A 26,285-nucleotide genomic window follows, 5' to 3' on the forward strand; every position below is an offset into this window, starting at 1 on the left:
CGTTTTTTCTTTAGCTCGCTCGCGTTGAAAAATAAAATGGTGCGTCCGTTACAGCCCCGCCGATTGGCTGCCGACCTTTTTAAAGTTGATTCATGAAAGCAGTCATTCTGGCCGGCGGGCTCGGTACCCGCATCAGCGAAGAAACCGTTTCCCGCCCCAAACCGATGATCGAAATCGGCGGCAAGCCGATTCTGTGGCACATCATGAAGATATACTCCGCGCATGGCATTAACGAGTTTATCGTGTGCTGCGGTTACAAGGGATATGTCATCAAGGAGTATTTCGCCAATTATTTTCTGCATATGTCGGACGTCACCTTCGACATGCAGAAAAACCAAATGGAAGTCCACCACCGCTACGCCGAACCTTGGCGGGTGACACTGGTCGACACCGGCGACGACACCATGACCGGCGGCCGCTTGAAACGGGTCGCCGCCTATCTGCAAAACGAAACGGCATTTTGTTTCACCTACGGCGACGGCGACGGCGTGGCCGATGTCGATATTTCCGCTGCGATTCGTTTTCATCAAGAGCACGGCAAGTTGGCCACCGTCACCGCGGTCCAGCCTGCCGGGCGCTACGGCGCCTTGGATTTGGCCGGGACCCGGGTCAAAGGCTTCATGGAAAAACCGAAAGGCGACGGCGGCTGGATCAACGGCGGTTTCTTCGTGTTATCCCCCGAGTGCGTGCAATACATCGACGGCGATGCAACCCACTGGGAGGCCGAGCCATTGACCCGTTTGGCGCAGCAAAGCCAACTGATGGCTTTCGAACACGCCGGCTTTTGGCAACCGATGGATACGCTACGCGACAAGAATCAGCTCGAGGAGTTGTGGCAATCCGGGGCCGCACCGTGGAAGGTTTGGCATGAATCCTGAATTCTGGCAAGGCAAGCGGGTGTTCGTCACCGGCCATACCGGTTTCAAAGGTTCCTGGTTGACGATGCTGTTGCATTCGTTGGGGGCGACGGTTTATGGCTATGCCTTGCCTCCGGCCACTGCACCGGCGCTGTTTGTCGAGGCCGGCGTGGAATCGCTGCTCGCCGCGCATGTATTGGGGGATATTCGTGATTTACCTGCTTTGGCGACCGCGCTGGACCAGGCCCGGCCCGATATCGTCTTGCATCTGGCGGCCCAACCCTTGGTACGCTATTCCTACCGCGAGCCGGTCGAGACTTTTCAGGTCAACGTGCTGGGAACGGTAAATTTACTGGAGGCGGTGCGTCGGCAAAGCACGGTCCGCGCCGTTGTCAACGTGACCACCGACAAGTGTTACGAAAATCGCGAGTGGCTGTGGCCCTACCGCGAGAACGAAGCCATGGGCGGCCGCGATCCTTATTCGGCCAGCAAAGGCTGCGCGGAATTGGTGACGGCGGCTTACCGGGCGTCGTTTCTGGCGCAGGCTGGTGTGCATTTGGCGTCGGCCCGTGCCGGCAACGTGATCGGCGGCGGCGACTGGGCGGAAGACCGTTTGCTTCCGGACGCGCTGCGTGCATTGGACCGCGGCGAAGAATTGGTGATTCGGGCACCGAATGCGACGCGGCCCTGGCAACATGTGTTGGAACCGCTATCCGGTTATTTGGCGTTGGCCGAGCATTTATTCGAGCATGGCGAGGCGTTCGCCGAGGGCTGGAATTTCGGACCGCACGAACAGGACGCCAAGCCGGTGGCCTGGGTGCTGGGCGAATTGGCGGGGTGCTTCCCGACTCTGAATTGGCGCTCAGAACCCAGCGATCTCCACGAAGCGCATTTTCTGAGCCTGGACAGCAGCAAAGCCCGGCAGCGTTTGGCTTGGCAACCGCGCTGGCGTTTGCAGATTGCCATCGAAAAAACTGCCGCCTGGCACCAAGCTTGGCGCAACGGCGAGGACATGGACGAGTTCAGTGCCGGACAAATTCGGGACTACCGGCAAGCGCCGCATGGAGACGGTCTTGGCGCAATTTGAAGTCGTCGCGACGCCTTTGGCCGGATTGAAATTGATTCGGCGACGCTGTTCGGAAGATAGCCGAGGTTATTTTTCCCGGTTTTTCTGCGCGGACGAATTAAACGCTGCCGGCTTTTCCGAACCGATCTCTCAGATCAACCAGACGCTGACTCGCCGCCGCGGTACGGTCAGGGGCCTGCATTTCCAGTATTCGCCCCACGCCGAGACCAAACTGGTCAGTTGCCTGCGCGGGCGGATATTCGATGTTGCGGTCGATTTGCGCAGCGGTTCGCCGACCTTTCTACACTGGTACGGCGTGGAGTTGTCAGCTAATAACCGCGAGTCGCTGCTGATTCCGCAAGGTTTCGCCCACGGTTTCCAGACTTTGGAGGACGACTGCGAATTGTTGTATTTGCATAGCGCCGCCTATGCGCCGAGTGCGGAAGGCGCGTTGCATGCGTTGGAGCCGAGAGTGGCTATCGACTGGCCGTTGGCGATTACCGAAATGTCCGAGCGCGACCGGCAACACTCAAACCTACCATCTGATTTTCAAGGTATCGAGCTATGAAATGCCGTCATTGCGGTTCCGAACTCTCTCTGCCGCTGATCGATCTGGGCAGTGCGCCGCCTTCGAATTCCTATCTGACCGCCGAAACCTTGCATGCCCCAGAACGCTGGTACCCGCTGCGGGTACTGGTCTGCCAGCAGTGCTGGTTGGTACAGACCGAGGACTATGCCCATTGCGCCGAATTTTTTTCGGCCGATTACGCCTATTTCAGTTCGTTCTCGTCGACCTGGCTGCAACACGCCGAAAATTACGTCGCGGCGATGGTCCGGCGTTTCGGTCTGTATGCCGGGTCGTTGGTGGTGGAAGTGGCCTCGAACGATGGTTATTTGTTGCAATATGTTCAGGCACGCGGCATTGGCGCCCTGGGTATCGAGCCGACTGCGAGCACTGCGCAAGCTGCCCGCGATAAGGGCTTGCGAATAGTAGAGGCGTTTTTCGGCGCGCAATTGGCCGAGCGGCTGGTTGCGGAAGGCGTCCGGGCCGATTTGATGGCCGCGAACAATGTGCTGGCGCATGTCCCCGACATTAACGATTTCGTCCGCGGCTTCGCGGTGTTGCTGAAGCCGGCCGGGGTTGCGACCTTCGAGTTTCCGCACTTGCTGAATCTTATCGAAAGCAATCAGTTCGATACGATTTACCACGAGCACTTTTCCTACCTGTCGCTGACCGCCGTGCAGCGCATATTCGCGGAAAACGGTTTGACGGTATTCGATGTCGAGGAATTACCGACCCATGGCGGCAGCTTGCGGGTGTTTGCCCAGCGCACCGCCGACGGCGCACAGCCGGTCGAGCCAGCCGTGGCCGAGTTATTGCGGCGCGAGGTTCAGGCCGGCATGGCCGGGGTGGCTTTTTACGCCGGATTCCAGAAGCGGGCCGATGCGTTGAAGAACGATCTGCTAAGCTTTTTGTTGGACGCGGCCCGCAATGGCAAGAAAGTTGCGGCTTACGGCGCAGCGGCCAAAGGCAACACCTTGCTCAATTACGCCGGCGTGCGCCCGGATCTGATTGCCTATGTCGTCGACCGCAATCCGGCCAAGCAAGGCAAATGGCTGCCCGGCAGTCGGATACCGATTGTCGACGAGCAGCATTTGCAACGCGACAAGCCCGATTATGTGCTGATATTGCCGTGGAATTTGCAGCGCGAAGTGGTTGCGCAACTCGATTACGTGCGGGATTGGGGCGGCCGTTTCGCCATTGCCGTGCCGGAGTTAACGGTCCTCTAATGCGAATCGCGGTTACCGGGGCCGACGGCTTCCTCGGCCGTTATCTGTTGCCGATCTTGCTGGCGCAGGGCCATCAGGTGGCTGCCGTTTCCAGGCGTTCCGATCATGCGCCGCGGCCCGGCCTGACCTGGTTAGCGGCCGATTTGTTGGATGTCGGCCAAGCCAGGCAGGCGATGGCCCAAGCCGAAGCCGAGTGCTTGATTCATTTGGCCTGGTTCGTCGAGCACGGCCGGTTCTGGACCGCAGCCGAAAATTTTGACTGGTGCGATGCGACGGCGAATTTGCTGGCAGCATTTAAAGAATTTGGCGGCAAGCGGGCGGTGATTGCCGGGACCTGCGCCGAGTACGACTGGAATTACGGCTATTGCGTCGAAGGCAAAACGCCAACTGCGCCCGTAACGCTGTACGGTAAGTGTAAGGATGCCACCCGGCAATTTACTGAAGGTTTTTGCCGCGACAACGGCATTGATTGGGTGTGGGGGCGGATTTTTACGCCGTACGGTCCAGGCGAACCGACGGTGCGATTTGTGCCGTCGGTGCTCTCGGCCATGGCCCGGGGCGAAGTTTTGAAGTGCAGCCACGGCCGGCAGTTTCGCGATTTTCTGCACGCCAGCGATGTCGCATCGGCTTTCGCCCATTTGGCGGCAAATACTTCGGCGGCCGGCGTGTTTAACGTCGCGTCGGGCGAACCAGTGCGGCTGGCGGACATCGTGGCGGTCTGCGCCGGTTTGTTCGAAGCCGTGCCGGTTGTCGAATTCGGCGCCGTGCCGGTGGCCGAATACGATCCGCTGCTGCTGGTCGGCTGCGCGGATAAACTGGTTGCAACCGGTTGGGCCGCACGAATATCGATCCGCGACGGCCTTGCCGATTACCGAATTAAAATTAACGAATTGAAGGGGAGTGAATGATGGATCCGGTAACACAGTTTGCGCATGAAAGAGAGTCTATCCGCCAGGCTTTCGCGGCAAACAAAGAGGGCGAACAGCTGACTCGCGCCTGGATGAATTTCGCTCAAGCCGGCAAATACTCTTACCAGTTCGATTGGATGGGGCGGCCGATCATTCAATACCCGCAGGACATCGTGGCGATGCAGGAGCTGATTTGGTCGGTCAAGCCCGACCTGATCGTCGAGACCGGTATCGCTCACGGCGGATCCTTGATTTTCAGCGCATCGATGCTGGCGTTGCTGGACATGGCCGAAGCGATCGAAGCCGGCGAGCAGACGCTGAATCTGCGCGATTTCCGCCGCAAAGTGATCGGCATCGATATCGATATTCGCGCCCATAACCGGGCGGCGATCGAAGCCCACCCGATGAGCTCGCGGATCGAAATGATCCAGGGCTCCAGCATCGCGCCGGAAACCGTGGCCGAGGTCAAAGCTCGCGCGGAGGGTTCGCAGCGGATTCTGGTGTGCCTCGATTCCAACCACACCCACGAGCACGTGCTGGCCGAACTGGAAGCCTACGCGCCGCTGACGACGGTAGGCAGTTACTGCGTGGTGTTCGATACCATGGTCGAAGACATGCCGGCCGATCTGTTCCCTGATCGTCCTTGGGGGCCGGGCGACAATCCGAAAACCGCGGTCAGACAATATTTGCAGTCGCATCCCGAATTTGAGATCGACAAAGGCCTGGACCATAAACTGCAGATTTCGGTGGCCCCGGACGGCTTTTTGAAACGCCTACGCTAAGCGCCGGCCTTGCCGATGCTCCGTTTTCCTGGTCTTTCTGTGCCGATTGCCCACGGTGTTGCCGCCAATGCCGGTTTTGCCGGCGCTCCGGCTGCCGTGGCGCAACGCGGCGAACGTATTGCAACGCTGGATTTTTTTCGCGGCATCGCTATTTTGATGGTGATTTGCGGCCATTTTCTGCCGCAGCGCTTGGTCTTCGGAGATTTGGCGGCATCGTTTGCCACCATGGGCAGGGGCGGCGTGATTGTGTTTTTTTTGCTCAGCGGATACTTGATATTCAAAAGCTTGCAGAACTGCAATATCGGCCCCTTTCTATGCCGGAGGTTTTTCAAAATTTTTCCGGCGTATTGGTTGAACCTGCTGGTGTTTTTCGTTGCCGGCCAACTGGGTTTCGGTTTGGCAAGTCACTCCAATGCGACCTACCTGGCGAATTTTACGATGCTGTCCGACCTGTTCAGGTTACCCAATGTCAGCAACGTATATTGGACCCTGTTGATCGAAGTGAAGTTTTACCTGTTTATCGCTTTGTATTCCCATTTCTTAAAGAATCGTTTCGTTTTGGCGGTACCGGTATTGTTTACTCTGGCTAATGCTGCGATGTTTTTGCTTAGGGGCCAGGCCAGCCAGTTGTTGACGTATTTTCCGGTTTTCTTTGTCGGTATTCAGGTGTTTTTGGCGGAGAAATCCGATTGGGCAGATGGAAGCCTGTTAAGTTTGGCTTTGATCGCCTTGTTGGCCGGACTTAACGTTGCCTTGTTCGACGGCATCTATCCGCTTTGGTCGATGGCCTATATTCTCGGCGGCGCTGCGGCGATGGCCGGACTGTTGCAATCCGGATTCTCGATGGCTTTGCTGGCGTTTTTCGGCAAGGTCTCCTATAGCAATTACTTGTACCACACGCTGATCGGATACTCGTTGCTCGATTGGATCGGCCGCCAGCAGACCTTCGCCGGCAATCTGATAGCTATTGTGGGCGCGGCAGTGCTGTCGACCTGGGTGGCTTATCTGAGCTACATATTGGTCGAGTTGCCGGCGGTACGGTTTTGCAAAACCCATGAGCTACGGTTTCTGGGGCGGCTCTCCAGGGTTTGGACACGGTAATGGCAGCGGGAAAAACGGTTTTGGTGGTTTTGGGTACCCGGCCGGAGGCGATCAAGCTATCGCCTTTGGTTTTGGCCGGCAAAAACCGGAGCCAATTTGATTTTCTGGTCTGCAACACCGGCCAGCATCGGCAGATGTCGGATCAAGTGTTGGAGTTGTTCGGCTTGCATGCCGATTTCGATTTGGACATCATGCGTGCCGAACAAACCCTGACCGGTATCACCGTCGATATCCTGACGCGGATGCAGGATTGTCTGGACCGCTGCCGGCCGGATTGGGTCGTGGTGCAGGGCGATACGACGACCAGTTTTGCCGCGGCACTCGCCGCTTTTTACCGGAAGGTACCGGTAGCCCATGTCGAAGCCGGCTTACGCACCGGCAATATCTATGCGCCGTGGCCGGAGGAGATGAATCGGCGGTTGGTATCCGAATTGGCGACACTGCATTTTCCGCCGACCCCGTCTGCCGCGGAAAACCTGCTGGCCGAAGGGATTCCACCGGACAGAATGTTGGTGACCGGAAATACCGGCATCGACGCTTTGAAGGGCCTGGTTAAGCGCTTGACGGACGACGCGATGTTGCGGGACAGGGCGGCGAAATCATTGAACGCGGCCGGTTTGAAAACCGGGAACTTGTCTGAGCGCCGGCCTTACGTACTGGTCACCTGCCACCGGCGGGAGAGTTTCGGCGCCGGTCTGGAGGCGATCTGCTCGGCGATATTGCAGCTTGCCGGCCATTTTCCCGCTTACGATTTTATTTACCCGGTGCACCCGAACCCACGGGTCAGGGAAACGGTAAACAGGCTGCTGGGAAGCGGTATCGCCAACGTTCAATTGATCGAGCCTTTGGAATATTTGCCGTTCGTCAGCCTGATGGCGGACGCCGAACTGATTTTGACCGATTCCGGCGGCGTGCAGGAAGAGGCGCCGAGTCTGGGTAAACGCGTCGTGGTTTTGCGAGACGAGACCGAGCGGACCGAGGGCCTCGACACCGGTCTGATTCGCTTGGCCGGAACCGATCCCGATAAAATAACCGCTTCTACGATAGACGCCTTGGAAGGCCGTTGGCCGCTGGCGGATAGCGCCGATGTTTACGGCGACGGACTGGCGTCGGAACGGATTATCGATACCATCGCCGCCCATTCCCCGGTTTGACCTCGCCTTACTATGAAACTACTTGCCGTATCCTACGTGCTGCCGCCCAATCTCTATTCGCAGGCCATCCAAATCGGCCGTCTGCTTTACCACGCCCGGCTGCCGATCGCCGCCGTCACGGGGCAGGTGGAGGCCTTGGCGAACGGGCTGGATGCGTATCCCGATTTCGACAGCCGCTTACTGTTTAGATTGCCGGTGGCGTACCGTGCGCCCTTATCCGGCCTGTGGCATCGAATTGCGGCGAATCTGCTGCCCTTGTACGCGCGGGCCCCCGACGAATTCCTAGGCTGGGTGCCGCTGGCCGAGAGGGCTGTGGTCGAGCGTTTGGCGCAGGGCGATTTTGCGGCGGACGCTTTGCTGAGCTTCGGCGAGCCGATGTCGGACCATCTGCTCGGCCTGCGTTTGAAACGCCGCTACGGTTTGCCGTGGGTGGCGCATTTCAGCGACCCTTGGGCGGACAACCCGTTCCGGCGCCGGTTTTTCCTGGCGAACATCCGTAACCGCCAATTGGAACGCGAAGTGGTTGCCGCCGCCGACCGCATCATTTTTACCTCGCAGGAAACCGTGGATTTGGTGATGGCCAAGTATCCCGCGGCATGGCGGGAGAAGGCCCGGGTCCTGCCGCACGGTTTCGAGCCCGGCGCTTACGGCGACTCGCCACGCGATCCGGATGCGCCGCTGTTGATCCGTTATTTGGGGAATTTCTACGGCCACCGGTCGCCGCAGCCGTTGTTCGAGGCTTTGGCGGCCATTCTGCGCGAGCGGCCGGACGAACTGTGCGGCGTCCGCATCGAATTGGTCGGCGGAGTGCCGCCCAGGATGCTGACATCGGCGACCTACCGGTCCTTGCCGGACGGATTGGTCACCGTGGTGCCTACCGTCGATTATTCGGCCTCGCTGGCATTGATGAAGCAAGCCGATTTGTTATTGGTGATCGATGCCCCGGACGACCTAAGCGTATTTCTGCCGGGGAAGCTGGTCGATTATTTGGGAGCCGGCGTGCCGATTTTCGGCATCGTACCGCCCGGCGCATCTGCGCAGTTAATTTCCAAAATCGGCGGTGCCGTCGCCAATCCGCGCCGACCGGCCGAAATCGCCGAGTCTCTGCGGCAGGTTTTGCACACTATTCGCGAGCGCAGAGCGGCGGGAATTACGTCGGCCTGGGGTGATCCGCAAGTGCGCGCGGCTTACAGCGCCGATGCGGTGGCGGAACGGTTCCGTTCTATTCTCGGCGAACTGGCCGGCAGCGCTGCGGATGGGTAAGGTTTTTCTCTACGGCTATTACGGCTTCGGCAACGTCGGCGACGATTTGCTGTTGGCGGCGATTTTGCGGCGCTTGCGCTCGGCGGCGCCGGATTCGAGTTTTGTCGTGCGCAGCCTGCATCCGGTAGCCGACTTGCAAAGCGAAAACGTCGAATTCAGCTGCCAGGAGCGGATTCTGTTGCAGCCGAATCTGCCGAAGTGGCGGCGTCTGCTCGACTATCTGGCGGTCAATTGGCGGTCGCTGGCCGGTTGCCGGGCCATGGTTTTCGGTGGCGGTACGCTGTTTCACGCCCGCGGCGGCGCGTTGACCAATCTGGTGTTGATTTTCCTGGCTGTGGTTCAAGCCCGGCTCAGAGGCGCCCGAGTGTTTGTGCTGGGGGCCGGCGTCGCCGAAATGCCCGGCATTTCGGCCAGATTGTTAATGGCGGCGATCCTGGCGCTGAGCGATGATTTTGCCGTGCGCGACGCCTCGTCGTGGCGCCATTGCCGGCAGGTGATCGGCGGCAATCGCGTCAGGCGTACGGCGGATCTGGTGTTCTCATTGCAGTTGCCGACGGTGCCGACAACCTCGGCCGGCAGAACTGTCGGCGTCACGCTGGCGGCCAGCGATATCGGCGCCGCGACAGACGCGTATCCGCAGTTTTTTAGCGCTCTTGCCGCGGATTTGGCGGAATTACGCGACAATGGTTGGTCGGTCCGGCTGTTGTCGTTTCAAGAGCTGGACGATCCGCAGGCCGGCGTGTCCGATACCAAATTGCTGCAGGCCGTCGGTATCGCCGGCGAGCGCGTCGAACTGCTCCGGGTTTCGTCGGACCCGGATGCATTGTGTCGGCAATTCGCCGAACTCGATATCGTTGTCGGGATGCGGTTTCACGGTCTGGTCATGGCGGCTTTGCTGGGCCTGCCGTTTGTCGGGATTGGCCGCGACAGCAAGCTGTCGGATTTTTGCCTGGATGCCGGTATGCCGTTCCTTTCGCTTTCCGAGGCGCGGACAGGGGTGATCGCCGAAACGATAGAGGGAGCAGCCGGCCGAATGGTCGATGGCGCCAATCTTGCCTGCTGGCAAGCCTTGTCTGCGAAAAATTTCGGCCCAATCGAGGAATACTTGAAATGAGGGTGATTTTGCACGGGTTCGGCTCGTTCCCGATTCTGTTTTACCACGTGGTCGAATATGCCAGACGCCGCTATCCGGAACTGGAATGGGCGATTATCTTGTCGTCGCCGCACCACGAGGCCTTGATGGTATCGCTGCTCGGCCGGGACAATGTCCTAGTATTGAATGCCAACGACGCCACTTGCACTACTGAAGAGAAAAATTGGCTGTATCCGGGCAGCCTGCACCGCGATATAGATAGCGAAAAACGCAATTTCAAATTCGCCCGCTCGCAGCTCCAACTGCAACGGGCTATGAACCTGTACCGTGGTGCCAGACGGTTCATGGCGCACTTCGCGCCGAGCCACGCGCTGGTCTCGCAGGTGGAAGGTCTGGACGGCAAGGTGTTTCTGGCGTGCGCCAAACAGATGGGCATACCGGTCGTCGTGCCGACCCATTGCCGCAATTTGGGCGGTATATTTTTTTCGCCGGACGATAGTGAATCCTTGCCGCCGTATGCGAATGCGGGCGATTCGACTGCCAGGCAGTCCGGCGAACGATTTCTCCGAGAGTTCCGGGAAGCGCCAAAAGCGCCGGCTGTCGGCCGGGCTGTAGCGGAAGACAAGATTCTGCCAATGTTCCAAAAGCCATTGTTGCAGCGCATTGGCTTGGCGTTACAACGCCGGTTCGACGCCAGGGAAAGCTTCGAATGGGATTACCTGCGTGCGGCGTTTTTGAATAACCTGCCTTGGCTGCGGGACGCTATTTGGAATTTGCGGCGCTGGAAAAACCAAGGGCTATGCGACATTACCGGTTTGGAACAGCTCCCGGAAAAATTCGTGTTTTATCCGTTGCAGTATTCGCCCGAGTCTTCGATCAATACCCCGGCACCGTATTTCGTCGATCAGATGCGGGCAATCGATGCGATTCGGCATGCGTTGCCCAGCGACGTGGTTTTAGTGATCAAAGAACACCCGGTCTGCATACTGCTGCGAAGCGGCAGTTTCGTCCGCGAGTTGCTGCATAAATCCGGCGTGGTGGTGGCCCATTACGCGATGCCGTCGGCGGAAATTGTAAAGCGGGCGCGGATCACGATCTCGGTGACCGGCACCGCCACCTTCGAAGCCTATCTGCTGGGCCGGCCGTCGATTGCCTTGGGCAACGCCTTTTTTTCCGAGGCTTTGGGCGGCGTCTGCAATCTCCGCGATTTACGCGCCAAAATTGCCGAGAAATTGGATGGCAAAGTCGACGACGCCGAGATTATCGATTTTCTGGCCCGCGTGTTTTCGGTACGCAAGGACATCGTGTTCGGTTCGCCGGGCATGGCCGGCGAACCGGTGTTACGCGAGGGCAATGTAACTGCGTTTGCCGAGGGCTTCATCCAACATTGCCGTGCTATCGACGGAGTGGGCAAATGAATACGGTGCCGCAACAAGCCCATGTCTGCCCGATTTGCGCTGCCGAGCAGTCCAGGCCGATACCGTTCCGCGACCCCGATTCCGGGCTGCGGGTGTTGAAAACCGCCGGTTACCATTGGCGTTTATGCGGCACTTGCGGCAATGCCTTCCCGACGCAGACGGTGTCGTTGGCGGAACTGCAGCAATATTGGGATCGCAACCGGGTAATCGATGATACGCCTGCCGCCGAGGCCGAGGCTGTCTGGCAAGGCCGTTGGCAGGCCAGCCAAGTTTGGGCGCAGCGGACTTACGACTTTGTCGCGCCGTTTTTACGGCCGGATATGCAACATTTTCTCGATGTCGCTTGCGGGCTGGGCGCAACCGTCGCCCTGTTCCGCGATAAGGGCTGGCAGGCGGAAGGGGTCGATGCCGACCCGAACACGCGGCAATTCCACGAAAAAGCCGGAGTGTCGGTGACGATAGGGCAGGTGGAGAATTTGCAGCCGGGAGCTGCTTTCGATGTGGTTTCGATCGCGCATGCGATTTATTTCGTCAGCCGGCCGCGGCAGTTCGTGCAGCAGGTGGCGGCGATGCTGAAGCCCGACGGCCTGTTCGCCGTTATCGTCAGCGATTTGTTGTCGTCGTTGAGCGACAGTTGTCCGGGTTATGCGCACACCTGGTATCCGAGCGCCGATGCGCTGGTCTATCTGCTGGAGCAGGAAGGTTTCGTCGTGATTGCCCGCCGCCGATTGAAAGGCTCGATCATGATTTTGGCAAAACCCGGCCAAACCGGTGCGCCGCGGGCGTTTCCGCGCCGCGACTACTGGCTGCACATGAGTCAGGCCTGGCGCTTTAAATTGTTGGGCCGGTCTTACCGCTGCCTGGTAAACGGTTTAAAAAAACTGTTGCGGAAATAGTTTGGATTGCTTATGCGTAACGGCACTTCAGGCATCCGGCCAGAGGCCGGAAACGGCAAATTTGGGGTGCGGCTTGTCCGCACCGTTTTGAGAATAGGGGAGAACTGGCATGGGGCACGCGGCTGAGGTCGAGTCCGGAGAACGTTTTGAATTCGGCGAAAATTGGGCGCGTTTCTTGGCCGAGCTGTCGGATGAAAAAATCGCCGCGGCGGAGGCGTCGCTGAAACGGATGCTGGGCGTTGAGTCTTTGCAGGGCAAGACCTTTCTCGATGCGGGCTCCGGCAGTGGCTTGTTTTCGCTGGCGGCGGCGCGCCTGGGGGCAACGGTGCATTCCTTCGATTTCGACCCGAGTTCGGTTAAATGTACCGAACGGATCAAGCAGCTTAAATTCCCGGACTGCGAACGCTGGCGGATCGAGAGCGGATCGGTACTGGATCGAGCCTATGTCTCGGCATTAGGTGATTTCGATGTGGTCTATTCCTGGGGCGTGTTACACCATACCGGCGATATGGCTGCGGCATTTGCCAATATCTCCGCTTGCGTCAAACCGGGCGGTTTGCTGTTTATCGCGATTTACAACGACCAGGGCTGGATTAGCCGCTATTGGACCTGGGTCAAACGATTGTACAACCGCAGCAGGATTGCCAAACCGGTATTGATCGCATGCCATGCCCCTTACTTGCTGGGCCTGCGTTGGCTGGTGCGCGCTGCCAGCGGACGGCTGTCGATCGAGCGCGGCATGACGATATGGTACGACATGATCGATTGGTTGGGCGGTTATCCGTTCGAAGTGGCCAAGCCGGAACAAGTCTTCGCTTATTTCCGCGATCGCGGTTTTACGTTGACCGAAATGACGACTTGCGGCGGCCGCATGGGCTGTAACGAATTTGTGTTCCGCCTTGCCAACCGCTAACGTCAATCGCATCGTCGTCGTCCACGTCATCACCGGCCTGAACGTCGGCGGTGCCGAGCGCATGCTGTGGAAATTGCTGGCCCATGTCGACCGGGAGCGGTTCGACATGCGGGTGGTGTGCCTGATTGGCGACGGGCCGGTCGCCGACGATATCCGCGCCTTGGGCATATCGGTATTGTGTTTGGGGGCTCGGTCGCCGGCGAGCGGCTTGAAAGCCGTCGGCCGTTTGCGCGAATATTTGCTCGCGGCACGGCCGGATATTGTGCAAGGCTGGATGTACCACGGTAATTTTGCGGCCTGGGCGGGCCGTTTGCTGATCGGCCGGCGGGTACCGTTGATCTGGGGTGTACGGCAGAGTCTTTACGACATCAATAAAGAAAAGCCGGGTACCGCGAAAATCATCCGCTTGTGCGCCTGGCTGTCCGGAGCGGCGACTAAAATCCTGTACAACTCGCAAACCGCCAAACAGCACCACGAAAACATAGGTTATGCGCCGGAGCGCGGCGATTGGCTGCCGAACGGTTTCGACACCAACGTATTCCGGCCGGAGCCGGCGGCGCGGACTGCATTGCGGGAAGAGCTCGGCTTGCAGCCGCAAGCGGCGTTGGTCGGCATGGTCGCCCGCTACGATCCGATGAAAGGCCATGCCAATTTTCTAAAGGCCGCCCAACTGTTGGCCGAGCGGCGCAACGATGTGCATTTCGTGTTGGCCGGGCGTGGGGTCGACTCGCAAAACCGCGTGTTTGTCGACGCCGAACGCAGCTCCGCTTTACCAGGCCGTTTGCATCTTTTGGGCGAACGCCAGGATATTGCAAGCATCACTGCCGCGCTGGATATCGCCGTCACGCCTTCGGTTTCGGAAGGCTTTGCTAATGCGATCGGCGAAGCGATGAGTTGCGCGGTGCCGTGCGTGGTGACCGATGTCGGCGATTCCGCGGCGGTTTTGGGCGACGGCGGCCGAGTCGTTGTTGCCGAGGATTCGCAGACGTTGGCGGCCGCAATTGGCGAACTGCTCGATTTGGCGCCGGAACGGCGACAGGCGATTGGTATGCAGGCCCGGCAGCGGGTGCTGGAGCAGTTTTCGATTCAAGCGGTGGCACAGCGTTATCAAGATCTATACCGCAGTTTGGCTGCGGCCGAGGATGCTTAAGCGATGTGCGGCATAGCGGGTTTTTTCGGCATTGGCCTGTCCGACCCGGAAGCGGTTCTGCAAGCGATGGGCGATGCAATTCGCAGTCGCGGCCCCGACGATAGCGGGATTTTCCGAAGTGCCGAGGACGGGATCGGCTTGGTGCACCGCCGGCTGTCCATCGTCGACCTGTCGCCGGCTGGGCATCAACCGATGCTGTCGTCCTGTCGGCGCTATGTCATCGTTTTCAACGGCGAAATTTACAACCATCCGGCGTTGCGCGAACAACTCGAGCGCTCCGGGCAGGCGCCGATCTGGCGCGGGCATTCCGACACCGAAACCTTATTGGCGGCCATCGCCGCCTGGGGTTTGCGCAAAGCGCTGGAGTCGGCGGTGGGTATGTTTGCGCTGGCTTTATGGGATCGGGATAAGCGTGAGCTGTCGTTGGCGCGGGACCGCTTGGGCGAAAAGCCGCTGTATTACGGTCGGGTAGCCGCCGGTTTGGCTTTTGCTTCGGAACTGAAAGCCTTGCGGGCAATTCCGGGTTTCGTCGGCGACATTGATCGCCAAGCTCTGGCGCTGTACATGCGGCATAACTACGTTCCCGGCCCGTTCAGTATTTACACCGGTATCAACAAGTTGGTTCCGGGCAGTCTGTTGACCTTCGACCGCAGCCAGATTGCATCGGGCAATTCGCCGGAGCCCGATCTGTTCTGGTCCGCCGCCGCTGCGGCTAGAGACGGCTTGGCCGCGCCGTTCCCGTTTAATTCCGCAGACGAGGCGGCCGACGCGCTGGAACAAAAGTTGCGCGAGGCCTTGCGCGGCCAGATGGTGGCCGATGTGCCATTGGGTGCATTTTTGTCGGGCGGCGTGGATTCGTCGACGATTGTCGCGTTAATGCAGGCCGAGGCGCGGGCTGCGGGTGCACCGCCGGTCAAGACTTTTACCATCGGCTTTGGCGAGGATGCGTTCGACGAGGCCCGCTACGCAAAGGCGGTGGCCCGGCATTTGGGTACCGAGCATAGCGAGCTTTACGTCAGCTCCAATGACGCGTTGGCCATCATTCCCGAGTTGCCGGCGATTTACGACGAACCGTTTGCCGATTCGTCGCAATTGCCGACGTGCCTGGTTTCGCGCATGGCCCGACAGCAGGTTACGGTGGCCTTGTCCGGCGACGGCGGCGACGAATTGTTCGGCGGCTACGGCCGCTACCGGATGGCGCAGCGGCTATGGGCCAAGCTGGCAGCGGTGCCTTTGCCGCTGCGGAATGCGCTAGCCAGCGTTTTACAAGGCGTACCGGTCAAAGGCTGGGACGCTCTGTACGCTGTTGTCCAGCCCTTGTTGCCGGCCGGCATGCGTATCGGTTTCCCGGGGGACAAGATTCATAAAGGGGCTGGCTTGTTACATAGCGCCAATCCTGCCGAGTTGTACTTGAACCTGATCAGTCATTGGCAACCGGCCGATGTGGTGCTCGACGGCGACTCTGGAACTGCGTTGCTGAAAAGTTGGCCGGAATTGCCGGAGTTGCTCGAACAAATGATGTTGTTCGATAGTTGCAGTTATCTGCCGGACGACATTCTGGTCAAGGTCGACCGGGCGGCAATGCATGTCGGCCTGGAAACCCGGGTGCCGCTGCTCGACCATCGTTTGTTCGAGTTTGCCTGGAAATTGCCGCGGCAGATGAAGGTGCGCGACGGCGAAGCCAAATGGCTATTGCGCCGGGTGTTGTACCGGCATGTGCCGCGCGAGTTGATCGAACGGCCGAAAATGGGTTTCGCGGTACCGCTCGAAGAGTGGCTGCGCGGGCCGTTGCGCGACTGGGCTGAGGCCTTGCTCGACCGTTCCCGGCTCAGCCGCGACGGTTATTTCGATCCGGAGCCGATCAGGCGCAAATGGGCCGAGCATTTGTCCGGTCGGCGGAATTGGCGATTTTTGTTGTGGGATGTTTTGATGTTCAATGCCTGGCTAGATCAGCAATGAGTAACAAACTGTTGGTGGTCTGCAACGACCTGGATTTTTTTCTGCTGCACCGGCTGCCGGAAACCAGCGGGGCGCTGAAACAGGGTTACGAAGTCCACGTTGCGACCCCGCCTGGGGCGCGGGTTGCGGAAGTCCGCGATCTCGGTTTTATCTATCACGAGCTGGTGCTGACCCGGAGCGGCCAAAACCCGATGGCGGAGCTGGCAGCGCTCCGGGCGATGTATGCGCTATTCAAGCGGGTGCAACCCGATCTGGTTTACTTGATGACGGTCAAGCCTATCCTCTACGGCGGCATCGCCGCGCGCTTGGCTGGGGTCAAGGCCGTGGTTGCCGCGGTATTCGGTATGGGCTATCTGTTTACCGATACCCGGCTTAAAACCCGAATCCTCCGAACTTTGGTTTCCCGGCTATACCGTTTGGCGCTGGGGCACCGGAATATCCGCGTGATCTTTCAGAATCCGACCGATCGCGATCTGATGGTCGGGCTAGGCGTCGTCCTGCCGGAAAACACCGTATTGGTGCGCGGTTCCGGGGTCGACTTGCAGCGCTTCGCCGTTATCCCGGAGCCGGAAGGCCGGCCGGTCGTGTTGATGGCGGCGCGCTTGCTGTACGATAAAGGCGTCAGGGAATACGTCGAGGCCGCCCGCTTGTTGTGTGAACAGGGTGTCGACGCGCGCTTTGTGCTGGTCGGCGACCGCGATGACGGCAATCCTTCCAGTCTAAGCCGTCAGGAAGTCGAAGCGTTGCGTGCCGATCCGAATATCGAATTCCTCGGTTTTCAAAAGGATATGCCGCAACTGTTGGCCGCTGCCAATATCGTGGTATTGCCCTCCTACCGCGAGGGCTTGCCCAGAGTGTTGGAAGAGGCCGCCGCCTGCGGGCGGGCGGTCATTACAACCGATGTACCGGGTTGCCGCGATGCGATCGAAACCGATGTCAGCGGTTTGTTGGTACCGGTGAGAGACGCCGTTGCGCTGGCAGATGCGATTCGGCGTCTATTGGCCGATGGCGGTTTGCGGCGGGAGATTGGGCGGCGGGGCCGGCAACTGGCCGAGCGACGCTATGCCGTTGCAGCCATCGTCGACGCTCATCTGGCGATTTACCGCGAATTAATCTCTGAAACTGCCGACGTCTGATTATTCGGTGCCGCTTTACCTCCTGCACTGAACGAGCGGACGACGGTGATTTTCGTAGTGGCCTGATTTTGCCCGAAATTTTGCTAAAATGGCCGCCATTTCCTTTTCTCGAGCTGACATGAAACACATCGAACTCCTTTCCCCGGCCGGTACCTTGCGCAATATGCGTTACGCGTTTGCTTTCGGTGCCGATGCGGTTTATGCCGGGCAGCCGCGCTACAGTCTCCGGGTGCGCAATAACGATTTCCTATCCGAGAATCTGGCTAAAGGCATTGCCGAAGCCCATCAGTTGGGGAAAAAATTCTTTCTGGCAGCTAATGTGATTCCGCATAACGCCAAAATCAAAACCTTTTTGAAGGACATGGCGCCGATCATCGCGATGCAGCCCGACGCGCTGATCATGGCCGATCCGGGTTTGATCATGATGACCCGCGAACAATGGCCGGAGATGCCGATTCATTTGTCGGTGCAAGCCAATACCGTCAACTATGCCAGTGTTAGGTTCTGGAAGAGCATGGGCGTGGAACGGGTGATTTTGTCGCGCGAACTGTCGCTGGACGAGATCGCCGAGATTCGCCAGCAATGCCCGGATATGGAGTTGGAAGTGTTTGTGCACGGCGCGCTGTGCATCGCTTATTCCGGCCGCTGCTTGCTGTCGGGCTACTTCAATCATCGCGATCCTAACCAAGGCACTTGTACCAATTCCTGCCGCTGGAAATACGATACCAAACCGGCGGTGGAAAACGCTGAGGGCGATTATTTGTTGGCCGATAGCGCGGTTATTTCCATGACCGATTTGAACCAGGGGCTAAACACTGCCAGTTGCGGCGGCGCCGATCGGCATCCTCTCGCCGACAATATTTATTTCCTGGAAGAAGAAGGGCGGCCGGGCGAGCTGTTGCCGGTGATGGAAGACGAGAACGGCACCTACATCATGAATTCCAAGGATCTGCGCGCGATTGAGCACGTGCAGCGCTTGGTGGAAATCGGCATCGATAGTTTGAAAATCGAGGGCCGCACCAAATCCCATTTTTACGTCGCTCGTACCGCACAGACTTACCGCCAAGCCATCGACGATGCTCTAGCCGGACGGCCGTTCCAACCGGAGTTGCTCGGTATTCTGGATAATCTGGCCAACCGCGGCTACACCGACGGCTTTTACCAGCGCCACCACACCCACGAACACCAAAATTATCTGTCCGGCTATTCGAAAAGTCACCAGCAGCAGTTTTGCGGCGAAATTACCGGTTTCGACGCCGCGACCGGCATGGCCGATGTCAGTGTCAAAAACAAGTTTGCGCTGGGCGACAAATTGGAGCTGATTCTGCCGAGCGGCAATCGGGATATCGTCGTGGAACACATGGTCGATAAATACGGCCAGCCGATGCAGGAAGCGGCCGGCGGCGGCTACGAAGTGAAGATTCCGTTGCCGACCGCTGAGTGCGATTACGGTTTGTTGGCCCGTTATTACTGATTGGCGGAGGCGAGTATGAGCTTCGATACGGCGGATTTATGTGACCGTTTTGCCCAAACCGACAGTTTTCAGGTGGCAGAACCGGTGCTGCGCCATTTCGGCGGTAACCGCCGGTTCTGCGGTCAAATCACGACGCTAAAAGTGTTCGAGGACAATTCGCTGGTCCGCGCCGTGTTGGCGGAGAAAGTCGACGGCCGCGTATTGGTGGTCGACGGTGGCGGTTCCAAGCGTTGCGCGCTGATCGGCGATACCCTGGCCGGCTTGGCGCTGGAGAACGGTTGGCAGGGGATCGTGGTCTACGGCAGTATCCGCGGCTCCGAACTGATCCGGCAGCTGCCGATCGGCGTGATGGCGTTGAACACGAATCCGTTACGCAGCAACAAGCACGGCCACGGTGACCGCGACGTGATGATCACGTTTGCCGGCGTCAATTTCAAAAAAGACCATTATTTATATGCCGATGGCGACGGAATTATCGTCTCGGATGCGAAATTGGATTAGAATTCTTCCGTCTTAACCCAGTAAAACACTCAAGAATATGCAAATAGTACTCGCTAACCCCCGTGGATTCTGTGCTGGCGTCGATCGGGCCATTGAAATCGTCGATCAAGCGATCGATACGTTTGGTGCGCCGATTTACGTACGACACGAAGTGGTGCACAACCGCACCGTAGTCGATGGCTTAAAGGAAAAGGGTGCCGTTTTTATCGAAGAACTCAGTGACGTGCCGGTCGGCTCTTATCTGATATTCAGTGCTCATGGCGTGTCCAAGGCGGTGCAGCAAGAAGCGGAGGAGCGCCAGTTGACGGTGTTCGATGCGACTTGTCCGCTGGTGACCAAGGTGCATATGCAGGTGGCCAAACATGCCAAACAGGACCGGGAAGTGATTTTGATCGGCCACGCCGGTCATCCCGAAGTTGAGGGTACCATGGGCCAGTATGATAAATGCACCGAGCACGGCGATATTTATCTGGTCGAAACGCCGGAAGACGTCAAAAACCTGAAGGTCAACAATCCGGACAATCTGGCTTACGTGACGCAAACCACGCTGTCGATGACGGATACTAAAGTCATGGTCGACGCGTTGCGCGAACACTTTCCGTCGATCAAGGAACAAAAGAAAGACGACATTTGCTACGCCACCCAAAACCGCCAAGATGCCGTACACGACTTGGCGAAAATCTCCGATCTGATTCTGGTGGTCGGTTCGCCTAACAGTTCCAATTCCAATCGTTTGCGGGAGATTGCCGAACAACTGGGCAAACCGGCCTACCTGATCGACACCTATAAGGATTTGAAACAAGAATGGCTGGACGGTATCGAAGTGGTCGGTGTGACCGCCGGCGCCTCGGCCCCGGAAGTGCTGGTGCAGGAAGTGATCAACCAATTGAAGGAGTGGGGCGGTGAAGACACTGCCGTGCGTGAGAACAAAGGTATCGAAGAAAAAGTGGTGTTTTCGATTCCGAAAGAATTGAAAAAAGCCATGGAAGCCTGATTTTTAGGAGTCGTTTATGTCGATCACAGCTCAGGAACTGGTTGCTGCCGCCAAGCAGCAGATCACCGAAATCGACGTCGCCGCCGCCAACGCCCGGTTGTCCGGTGCGTTGCTGCTCGATGTGCGGGAGCCGGCCGAATTTGCTGCCGGCCATTTGCCGGGAGCGGTCAACATTCCGCGCGGCGTCTTGGAGTTTCAAATCGGCGGGCACCCGGCGTTTCAGGGTAAGCAGGATGCCGGTATCGTGGTCTACTGCCAGAGCGGCGGTCGCTCCGCGTTGGCAACCCGGGTCCTGAACCAGTTGGGATATTCTGGCGCGGTTAGCATGGCCGGCGGCTTCAAGGCTTGGGCGGAGAGTGGACTCAAGGTTGAATGAGTTAAGCCAGATCCGGATCGACAAATGGCTGTGGGCCGCGCGCTTTTTCAAAACCCGCGGTCTGGCGGCCGATGCCGTCAACGGCGGTAAGGTCCATGTCAACGGTCAACGTTGCAAGCCGGGTAAGGACATCAAAATCGGCGATCTGGTCACGGTGACCAAAGATCAGTACACCTGGGAAGTGCGGGTAACCGATCTAAATCAGCAGCGGCGTCCGGCTCAGGAAGCCGCTCGGCTTTACCACGAAGACGAGACCAGCTCGGAAAGACGCCATCAGCAAATCGAATTGCGCAAGCAGCAACAAGCGTTACAACACCCATCCGAACGCGAACACAAACCTAACAAGAAACAACGCCGGCAAATCCACCGTTTCAAGCAGGACTCGTTGTAAAGTCTTACGGCGAGCGGATAAAACGGTAGCCACTTCGCAAGCTTCAATTTATTATTCCGCGCTGAATGTAGTGAATTGAGCTTGGCGATTTTGTAATACACTCGCAGTTCGATTCCGTTAAGCAAAGCCTAAGCCGCCCCCGCTAGCTTAAAAACAGCGGCGGCAACAGCGGCCGTCGAACCTTGCCAAATTTGTTTAGGACCATTAATGCCGATCAGCCGATTATTTTCCCTACCCGTCACGCTAATTGCCGGTAGCCTGATCGCCGGTTGCGCCACGACCCGGCAGATCGCGGTGGATTATCCCAAAACCGAAACCTTACCGATCAAACCCTTACGCGGTCATGCGACGGTCGGCGGCGACGATTATTACGTGCAATTGGTGTCGGATTTCGAGTTCAAAGGCGACAGCGCGCTGAAAGGCGGTTGTAACGAAATGGGCGGCCATTACGAGAACGGCGATTTGTCGGCGGCTTTGGTATTCAGCGTCCATAACGAGACCTTGAAGCTGAAACGCGAGGTGAGCGGTTTTCTTTATCAAGCGACCACCGGCAAATGCAACTTCAAGTTGGAGACCAAAAAAGCCAACCTGACGCCGTGGTTGAGGCTGGATACCGGCAAAGATACGCTGGTTGATTACAACTTTTTAACCAGCAACAGCCACGAAGCCAACCTGTCGCAATTGGTCAGCGACGTCAACGCCGCCAGCGGTTTGTTCGCGTTGACCGGGGTAGGTGCCGGCATGGCGGTGATGGGAAAGTTGGCTGGTAACTGGGTCGAGACCAGCCCGCAGGTGGTGGCGAAGACACCGGCCGCTAGCGGTAAGTACAGTTCCGAAACCCACTCCTTGCCTGCCAGCGTGGTGTTGGCCGGCGATAGCGGTAATTTCAACCAGAGCCGGTTGGCGGTCTATGAAGTGGTTGAAGGCGGCTGGAAAGCCTGGAGTTCGGAAACCCGACTGCTTGGCGAATTGAGGATTTACCCGGAAGTCGCCACCTCGCTGTTATTAAAAACCGGCGGCGACGCCATTCCGGACGCGCATGATTTATCGCTGGAGGAGTTGTGGCGGGCGCCGGTACAAACCGCTAACGGCGAGATCAGCCTGCAACAATTGATCAACCAGGTCGATCCGGCCGCCAAGCCCAATTTGCAACCGGATTGGCGTAACTATGACGACGTAGAAAGCCAATGCCGGCGGCTGAAATTGGTGATGAAGGATTTGGGCTTCAATAAATTCGACCGCGATGCCGTGTTGTACTACTTCCTGGCCAAATCCACCGATTGGAAAAACTTCAATATCTCCGCGCAGAAGGCCATGACCGACGAAATTCGGCCCAAACTGCTGGAGCAGTACCGGACCAAGGATTTTTCCGCCTGTCTGGCGGCCGAGGACTATACGGCCATGAAAAACATGCGCTTACCGGTCAACACGCTACAGGACTGGGATAATCTGACCAGTTCCCGGCAGAAGAAAGAGGGTGTGATCAGTCCGATTCAATCGGCGGCGCGCCAATTTTTGTCGGCATTGCAAAATCCGAATCAGGATGAAGCGGCCCGGCAGCTGTATCCGTTGTTGAATACCGAAAAGTCCGGCAACGGTTCGGTATTGCTGCAGAATCATTTGAGCAACTTCGGCTTGGAAGCCTTGTTGCAACTGCCGAATATTGCCGATGACGGTGTGGTGATCAATGCGGCGCAGTTGGCCAGCGTGTTTGGCACGCTCAACGTCGAGAGTTTCAGTTGCGCGCGGCCGGCGCAGGAACAAGGCCAGCCGCTGGTGAATATCGGCATCATGTTGTTCGCGACCAAGCCGGGCAGTCCGCGCGAGAAAGGCGGTGCGCTGGAATTCGAATTGGTGCAGGGCAAAATCAGCCGTTTGGCGTTTCAACACCCGTCGTTTCGCGATTTCGAACAAAATTTGGCGGACTATCCCGATTTGGGCGGTTGCCGGATAGATGCCGAATTCATCAACCGATTGCATTGATCTGAAGCCGATGCCGATCGCGATCAACCGGAGAAAAGCCTTGATTGCCGCCGCGGCAGTCTCCGCCGGCGTAGCAAGCTATGCGTTGGCCGGGTTTTACCTGCTGCCGAAAATTGCCTTGAGCAAGCTGCCGGAAATCATCAAGCAACAAACCGGGCAAACGCCGCAGTTGAAACAGATCAGTCTGAACCCGTTCAGCTTGGTGATCGAGCTGCGGGATTTCTCGTTGCCGGCCGGGGATGGACAACTGCTGGCCGGTTTCGAAAGCCTGCGCATCGATCTGGCGTTTTGGCGTTCGGTCGGAATGGGCGGTGCCGTGGTCGACAGCATCGAGTTGACCAAACCGCAATTCAATATTAGCCGCCGGGCCGACGGCAGCTTTAATTTTGCCGATCTGCAGCCGCAGCAAACCGAAGCTGAAGACACGCCGGAGCCGGATGCCGCGGCCAGCCCGTTCAAACTGGCGATTCATCGTTTGGCAATCGCCGAAGGCAAAGTCGCCTGGTTGGATGCCTCTTCCGGTCAAACTCTGGCGGAAACTTTATTGCCGGTTAATTTGGCCCTGCAGGAAATCAGTACTCTGGCTGATCAAACCGGTAACGGCAAGTTGACTTTGGGCCTCGAGTCAGGCGGTAGCATCGAGTGGAGCGGCGATTTAAGTCTGCAGCCGTTAGCCTCGAAGGGACGAGTAGCGCTCGACGGTATTCGGTTGGACAAAATTTGGCAGTTGTTTTTGCAGGAGTTGCCGGTGCGGATCGAGGCTGGTCAGGCTGGTCTGCAAATCGAATATCAAGTAATGGTTGGCGATACCGGTGCCGGCACGGTGCTGAACAACGGCACACTGGCCTTACGAGAGTTGGCGGTCGTGGAAAAAGCCACCGGGAAGCCTTTGATCGATTTGCCTGAATTAGCCGTCAGCGGCATCGGCGTCGATTTAGGCAGTCAAGCCGTCACTATTACCTCGGTTGTCAGCAACAATGCGGCGATAAAGGCTTGGCTGCAAGCTGACGGAATGGTCAATTATCAGGCCTTGTTCGCCGACGACGCTGGCGGCTCGGCAGCCGGCGCCACTCAAACAAGCGGTAGCTCCGCTCCGATTGCCGATGCCGGCAAACCCTGGTCGATTCGGTTGGGCCAGTTGGCGTTGCACGACTACCAAATCCATTTTACGGATTTTAGCCAAGCCAAACCGTTCGAATTCAAACTGACCGAGTTGAATTGCACATTACAGAATTTCAGTTCCGATCTGGCCGGCAAACTACCGTTGCAGTTCGATACCCGTTTGAATCAAGCCGGTAGCTTGGCGCTGAAAGGCGATATGACGCTGGAACCCTTCGTCGCCGATTGGGATTTGCATCTCAAGGACCTGCAGTTAAAACCCTTCCAACCCTACTTGGAACCGTTCATAAAGCTGGAAGTGGTGGACGGCGACCTCAATGCGGCCGGCAAACTGCATCTGGCTGCCGCCGAGCCGTTTCAACTCAAATTCACTGGCGATGCCGACATCGACAATCTTTTGACTCGCGACCAACTGAAAAACAAGGATTTCGTGAAGTGGTCGAATCTGGCGCTGAACGGCATCGATATCGATTTGGCCGCGCAAGACTACAAGCTGGCGAACGTGGTATTGGAACGTCCTTATGTGCGGTTCAATATCAAAAAGGACGGTAGTACCAATATCGACGATATCCTGGTCGAACAAGCAGCCGAACCGGTACCGACGACAAAGCCGGTTCAAGCTCGCGGCAAGTCCGAAGCCGCGACGGCCCAGGCGGATGAGCCCCGTCTGAGCATAGGCAAGATCGAGATGCGTAACGGCAATTCGAATTTCGCCGACTATTCGTTGATATTGCCGTTTGTAGCCGAAATGAACAGTTTGAACGGCGAAGTGAGCGGTTTTTCTTCTGCCAAGGATGCCGTCGCGACGATGGCTTTGAAAGGCAAGGTTTACGATATGGCCTCGGTGGGCATCAAGGGCAAGTACCAATTCCAGAGCGGCGACTCCGATATTGCCTTGAATTTTACCCATATGCCGTTACCGTTGATCACCCCTTATATGGCGGAATTTGCCGGTTACCGGATAGAGAAGGGTCAGATGGCTCTGGATTTGCACTACAAAATAAAGAGCGGCCAGCTCGAAGTGCAAAACAAACTGTTAATCGATCAATTGACTTTGGGTGATAAAGTCGAAAATCCGAATGCAGCGTCCGTGCCTTTGCATTTGGCAATTGCCTTGTTGAAAGACGCCGACGGCAAAATCAATCTGGATTTTCCGATTTCCGGCAGCCTGGAAGATCCGCAATTTAGCGTCGGCGCCCTCGTGCGCGATGTGTTGGTCAACTTGGTCGCCAAGGTGGCAATGTCTCCGTTCAAGGCCATTGCGTCGCTATTGGGGGACGACAAGGACTTCAGTGTGGTGCAATTTAATCCGGGTAGTGCCGAATTGGCTAAGGATGAGACGGTCAAGCTGGGCGAATTAAGCAAGGCCTTGTTGAGCAAACCGGAATTGACCTTGGAAATCAAAGGCATTGCCTATCAGAATCAGGATTGGCCGGCGATGCGGTTCGAGGCCTTACAGGATGTACTGAAAAAAATGAAATCCGGCGAACTGCGCGATCAAGGCCAGAAGATTCGTCATGAATATATTCAGCTTGCCGATGACGATTACAAGCGCTTGTTGGCCAAGTTTTTCGCGGAAGTGTTTCCGGAAGATTTCGAACGCAGTCTGCTCGGTACGCCCCGTATTAAAAGCAAACCCGACGCGGATTTTTACGCTTCGGCGCGCGAGCGGCTGGAAAGCATTTTTCAACCCGATCCGCTAAAACTCAACGATTTGGCGGTAGCCAGGGCTAACCATATCGCCCAATATGTCGCCGACCAGCCGGGCGGAATCAGTCGGGACCGAGTCTACATCCTGGCGACCGAGCTGAACCAGGCAGACGCAGCCGACGGCATTAAGTCGGTGTTAACATTGAGTGCAGGGCCTTAGGGTCTGCCAGACTGCGACTCGCTCAGCCCGTAAACCCGTGATAAATAAGATTGGGCTAATCGGCGGTGCGTGCGGTTCGCGATACTGCCG

At 57.6% G+C, this 26,285-nt stretch carries 23 protein-coding genes; all 23 read left to right on the forward strand.

Translation table 11 applies throughout. The features are described from left to right. Positions 1–92 precede the first annotated feature (92 nt). The 23 genes from rfbF (at position 93) to PL263_RS01230 (ending at position 26,195) form a co-directional block, all read left to right on the forward strand. Positions 93–878, forward strand: a complete 786-nt coding sequence (gene rfbF, locus PL263_RS01120) for a glucose-1-phosphate cytidylyltransferase (RefSeq protein WP_278211298.1) — start codon at positions 93–95, stop codon at positions 876–878. Next, positions 868–1,944, forward strand: coding sequence for a CDP-glucose 4,6-dehydratase (gene rfbG, locus PL263_RS01125; RefSeq protein WP_278211299.1), 1,077 nt, complete (start codon positions 868–870; stop codon positions 1,942–1,944). Before rfbF ends, rfbG begins: the two co-directional genes overlap by 11 nt. Beyond that, positions 1,931–2,491: a dTDP-4-dehydrorhamnose 3,5-epimerase gene (rfbC, locus tag PL263_RS01130; protein ID WP_278211300.1), complete on the forward strand. Its 561-nt coding sequence runs from the start codon at positions 1,931–1,933 to the stop codon at positions 2,489–2,491. Before rfbG ends, rfbC begins: the two co-directional genes overlap by 14 nt. Next, complete coding sequence (locus PL263_RS01135) at positions 2,488–3,714, forward strand: class I SAM-dependent methyltransferase (protein ID WP_278211301.1); 1,227 nt, start codon at positions 2,488–2,490, stop codon at positions 3,712–3,714. Before rfbC ends, PL263_RS01135 begins: the two co-directional genes overlap by 4 nt. Further along, complete coding sequence (locus PL263_RS01140; RefSeq protein ID WP_278211302.1) at positions 3,714–4,622, forward strand: NAD(P)-dependent oxidoreductase; 909 nt, start codon at positions 3,714–3,716, stop codon at positions 4,620–4,622. Before PL263_RS01135 ends, PL263_RS01140 begins: the two co-directional genes overlap by 1 nt. Beyond that, a complete protein-coding gene (locus PL263_RS01145; protein WP_278211303.1) occupies positions 4,619–5,404 on the forward strand; it encodes a cephalosporin hydroxylase family protein in 786 nt (261 codons plus the stop codon). The genes PL263_RS01140 and PL263_RS01145 overlap by 4 nt, the downstream gene beginning before the upstream one ends. 15 nt (positions 5,405–5,419) lie before the next feature. Beyond that, on the forward strand, positions 5,420–6,505 hold the full coding sequence (locus tag PL263_RS01150) for an acyltransferase (RefSeq protein ID WP_278211304.1): 1,086 nt from the start codon (positions 5,420–5,422) through the stop codon (positions 6,503–6,505). Beyond that, positions 6,505–7,659, forward strand: coding sequence for a UDP-N-acetylglucosamine 2-epimerase (non-hydrolyzing) (gene wecB / locus PL263_RS01155; RefSeq protein WP_278211305.1), 1,155 nt, complete (start codon positions 6,505–6,507; stop codon positions 7,657–7,659). The genes PL263_RS01150 and wecB overlap by 1 nt, the downstream gene beginning before the upstream one ends. Positions 7,660–7,671: 12 nt before the next feature. After that, positions 7,672–8,922 (forward strand): glycosyltransferase, encoded by a 1,251-nt coding sequence (locus PL263_RS01160; RefSeq protein WP_278211306.1) that lies wholly within the window; start codon positions 7,672–7,674, stop codon positions 8,920–8,922. Next, positions 8,915–10,036, forward strand: a complete 1,122-nt coding sequence (locus PL263_RS01165) for a polysaccharide pyruvyl transferase family protein (protein WP_278211307.1) — start codon at positions 8,915–8,917, stop codon at positions 10,034–10,036. Before PL263_RS01160 ends, PL263_RS01165 begins: the two co-directional genes overlap by 8 nt. Further along, positions 10,033–11,433 (forward strand): hypothetical protein, encoded by a 1,401-nt coding sequence (locus PL263_RS01170; protein WP_278211308.1) that lies wholly within the window; start codon positions 10,033–10,035, stop codon positions 11,431–11,433. The genes PL263_RS01165 and PL263_RS01170 overlap by 4 nt, the downstream gene beginning before the upstream one ends. Continuing rightward, entirely contained in the window at positions 11,430–12,329 is a 900-nt protein-coding gene (locus tag PL263_RS01175; protein WP_278211309.1) for a class I SAM-dependent methyltransferase, read from the forward strand. Before PL263_RS01170 ends, PL263_RS01175 begins: the two co-directional genes overlap by 4 nt. A gap of 109 nt (positions 12,330–12,438) precedes the next feature. Then, positions 12,439–13,242, forward strand: a complete 804-nt coding sequence (locus PL263_RS01180) for a class I SAM-dependent methyltransferase (RefSeq protein ID WP_140911351.1) — start codon at positions 12,439–12,441, stop codon at positions 13,240–13,242. Continuing rightward, complete coding sequence (locus tag PL263_RS01185) at positions 13,229–14,392, forward strand: glycosyltransferase (RefSeq protein WP_278211310.1); 1,164 nt, start codon at positions 13,229–13,231, stop codon at positions 14,390–14,392. Before PL263_RS01180 ends, PL263_RS01185 begins: the two co-directional genes overlap by 14 nt. Before the next feature lie 3 nt (positions 14,393–14,395). Then, positions 14,396–16,351 (forward strand): asparagine synthase (glutamine-hydrolyzing), encoded by a 1,956-nt coding sequence (gene asnB, locus PL263_RS01190; RefSeq protein WP_278211311.1) that lies wholly within the window; start codon positions 14,396–14,398, stop codon positions 16,349–16,351. Beyond that, the gene (locus PL263_RS01195; protein ID WP_278211312.1) at positions 16,348–17,487 is read left to right on the forward strand and encodes a glycosyltransferase family 4 protein; all 1,140 of its coding nucleotides are present in this window, start codon (positions 16,348–16,350) and stop codon (positions 17,485–17,487) included. The genes asnB and PL263_RS01195 overlap by 4 nt, the downstream gene beginning before the upstream one ends. Positions 17,488–17,605: 118 nt before the next feature. Next, entirely contained in the window at positions 17,606–18,961 is a 1,356-nt protein-coding gene (yegQ, locus tag PL263_RS01200; RefSeq protein WP_140911347.1) for a tRNA 5-hydroxyuridine modification protein YegQ, read from the forward strand. A gap of 15 nt (positions 18,962–18,976) precedes the next feature. After that, the gene (rraA, locus tag PL263_RS01205; protein WP_278211313.1) at positions 18,977–19,462 is read left to right on the forward strand and encodes a ribonuclease E activity regulator RraA; all 486 of its coding nucleotides are present in this window, start codon (positions 18,977–18,979) and stop codon (positions 19,460–19,462) included. A 37-nt stretch (positions 19,463–19,499) separates the two neighbouring features. After that, positions 19,500–20,456 carry a 4-hydroxy-3-methylbut-2-enyl diphosphate reductase gene (ispH, locus tag PL263_RS01210; protein ID WP_140911345.1) on the forward strand — a complete coding sequence of 319 codons (957 nt, stop codon included), beginning with the start codon at positions 19,500–19,502 and terminating at the stop codon, positions 20,454–20,456. Between the two features lie 16 nt (positions 20,457–20,472). Next, positions 20,473–20,832, forward strand: a complete 360-nt coding sequence (locus tag PL263_RS01215) for a rhodanese-like domain-containing protein (RefSeq protein WP_278211314.1) — start codon at positions 20,473–20,475, stop codon at positions 20,830–20,832. Next, entirely contained in the window at positions 20,825–21,223 is a 399-nt protein-coding gene (locus PL263_RS01220; protein WP_186289495.1) for an RNA-binding S4 domain-containing protein, read from the forward strand. Before PL263_RS01215 ends, PL263_RS01220 begins: the two co-directional genes overlap by 8 nt. 207 nt (positions 21,224–21,430) lie before the next feature. After that, the gene (locus PL263_RS01225; protein WP_278211315.1) at positions 21,431–23,206 is read left to right on the forward strand and encodes a hypothetical protein; all 1,776 of its coding nucleotides are present in this window, start codon (positions 21,431–21,433) and stop codon (positions 23,204–23,206) included. After that, the gene (locus PL263_RS01230; RefSeq protein WP_278211316.1) at positions 23,178–26,195 is read left to right on the forward strand and encodes a DUF748 domain-containing protein; all 3,018 of its coding nucleotides are present in this window, start codon (positions 23,178–23,180) and stop codon (positions 26,193–26,195) included. The genes PL263_RS01225 and PL263_RS01230 overlap by 29 nt, the downstream gene beginning before the upstream one ends. Positions 26,196–26,285 lie beyond the last annotated feature (90 nt).

This window comes from Methylomonas sp. EFPC3, from assembly GCF_029643245.1.
Classification (GTDB): domain Bacteria; phylum Pseudomonadota; class Gammaproteobacteria; order Methylococcales; family Methylomonadaceae; genus Methylomonas; species Methylomonas koyamae_B.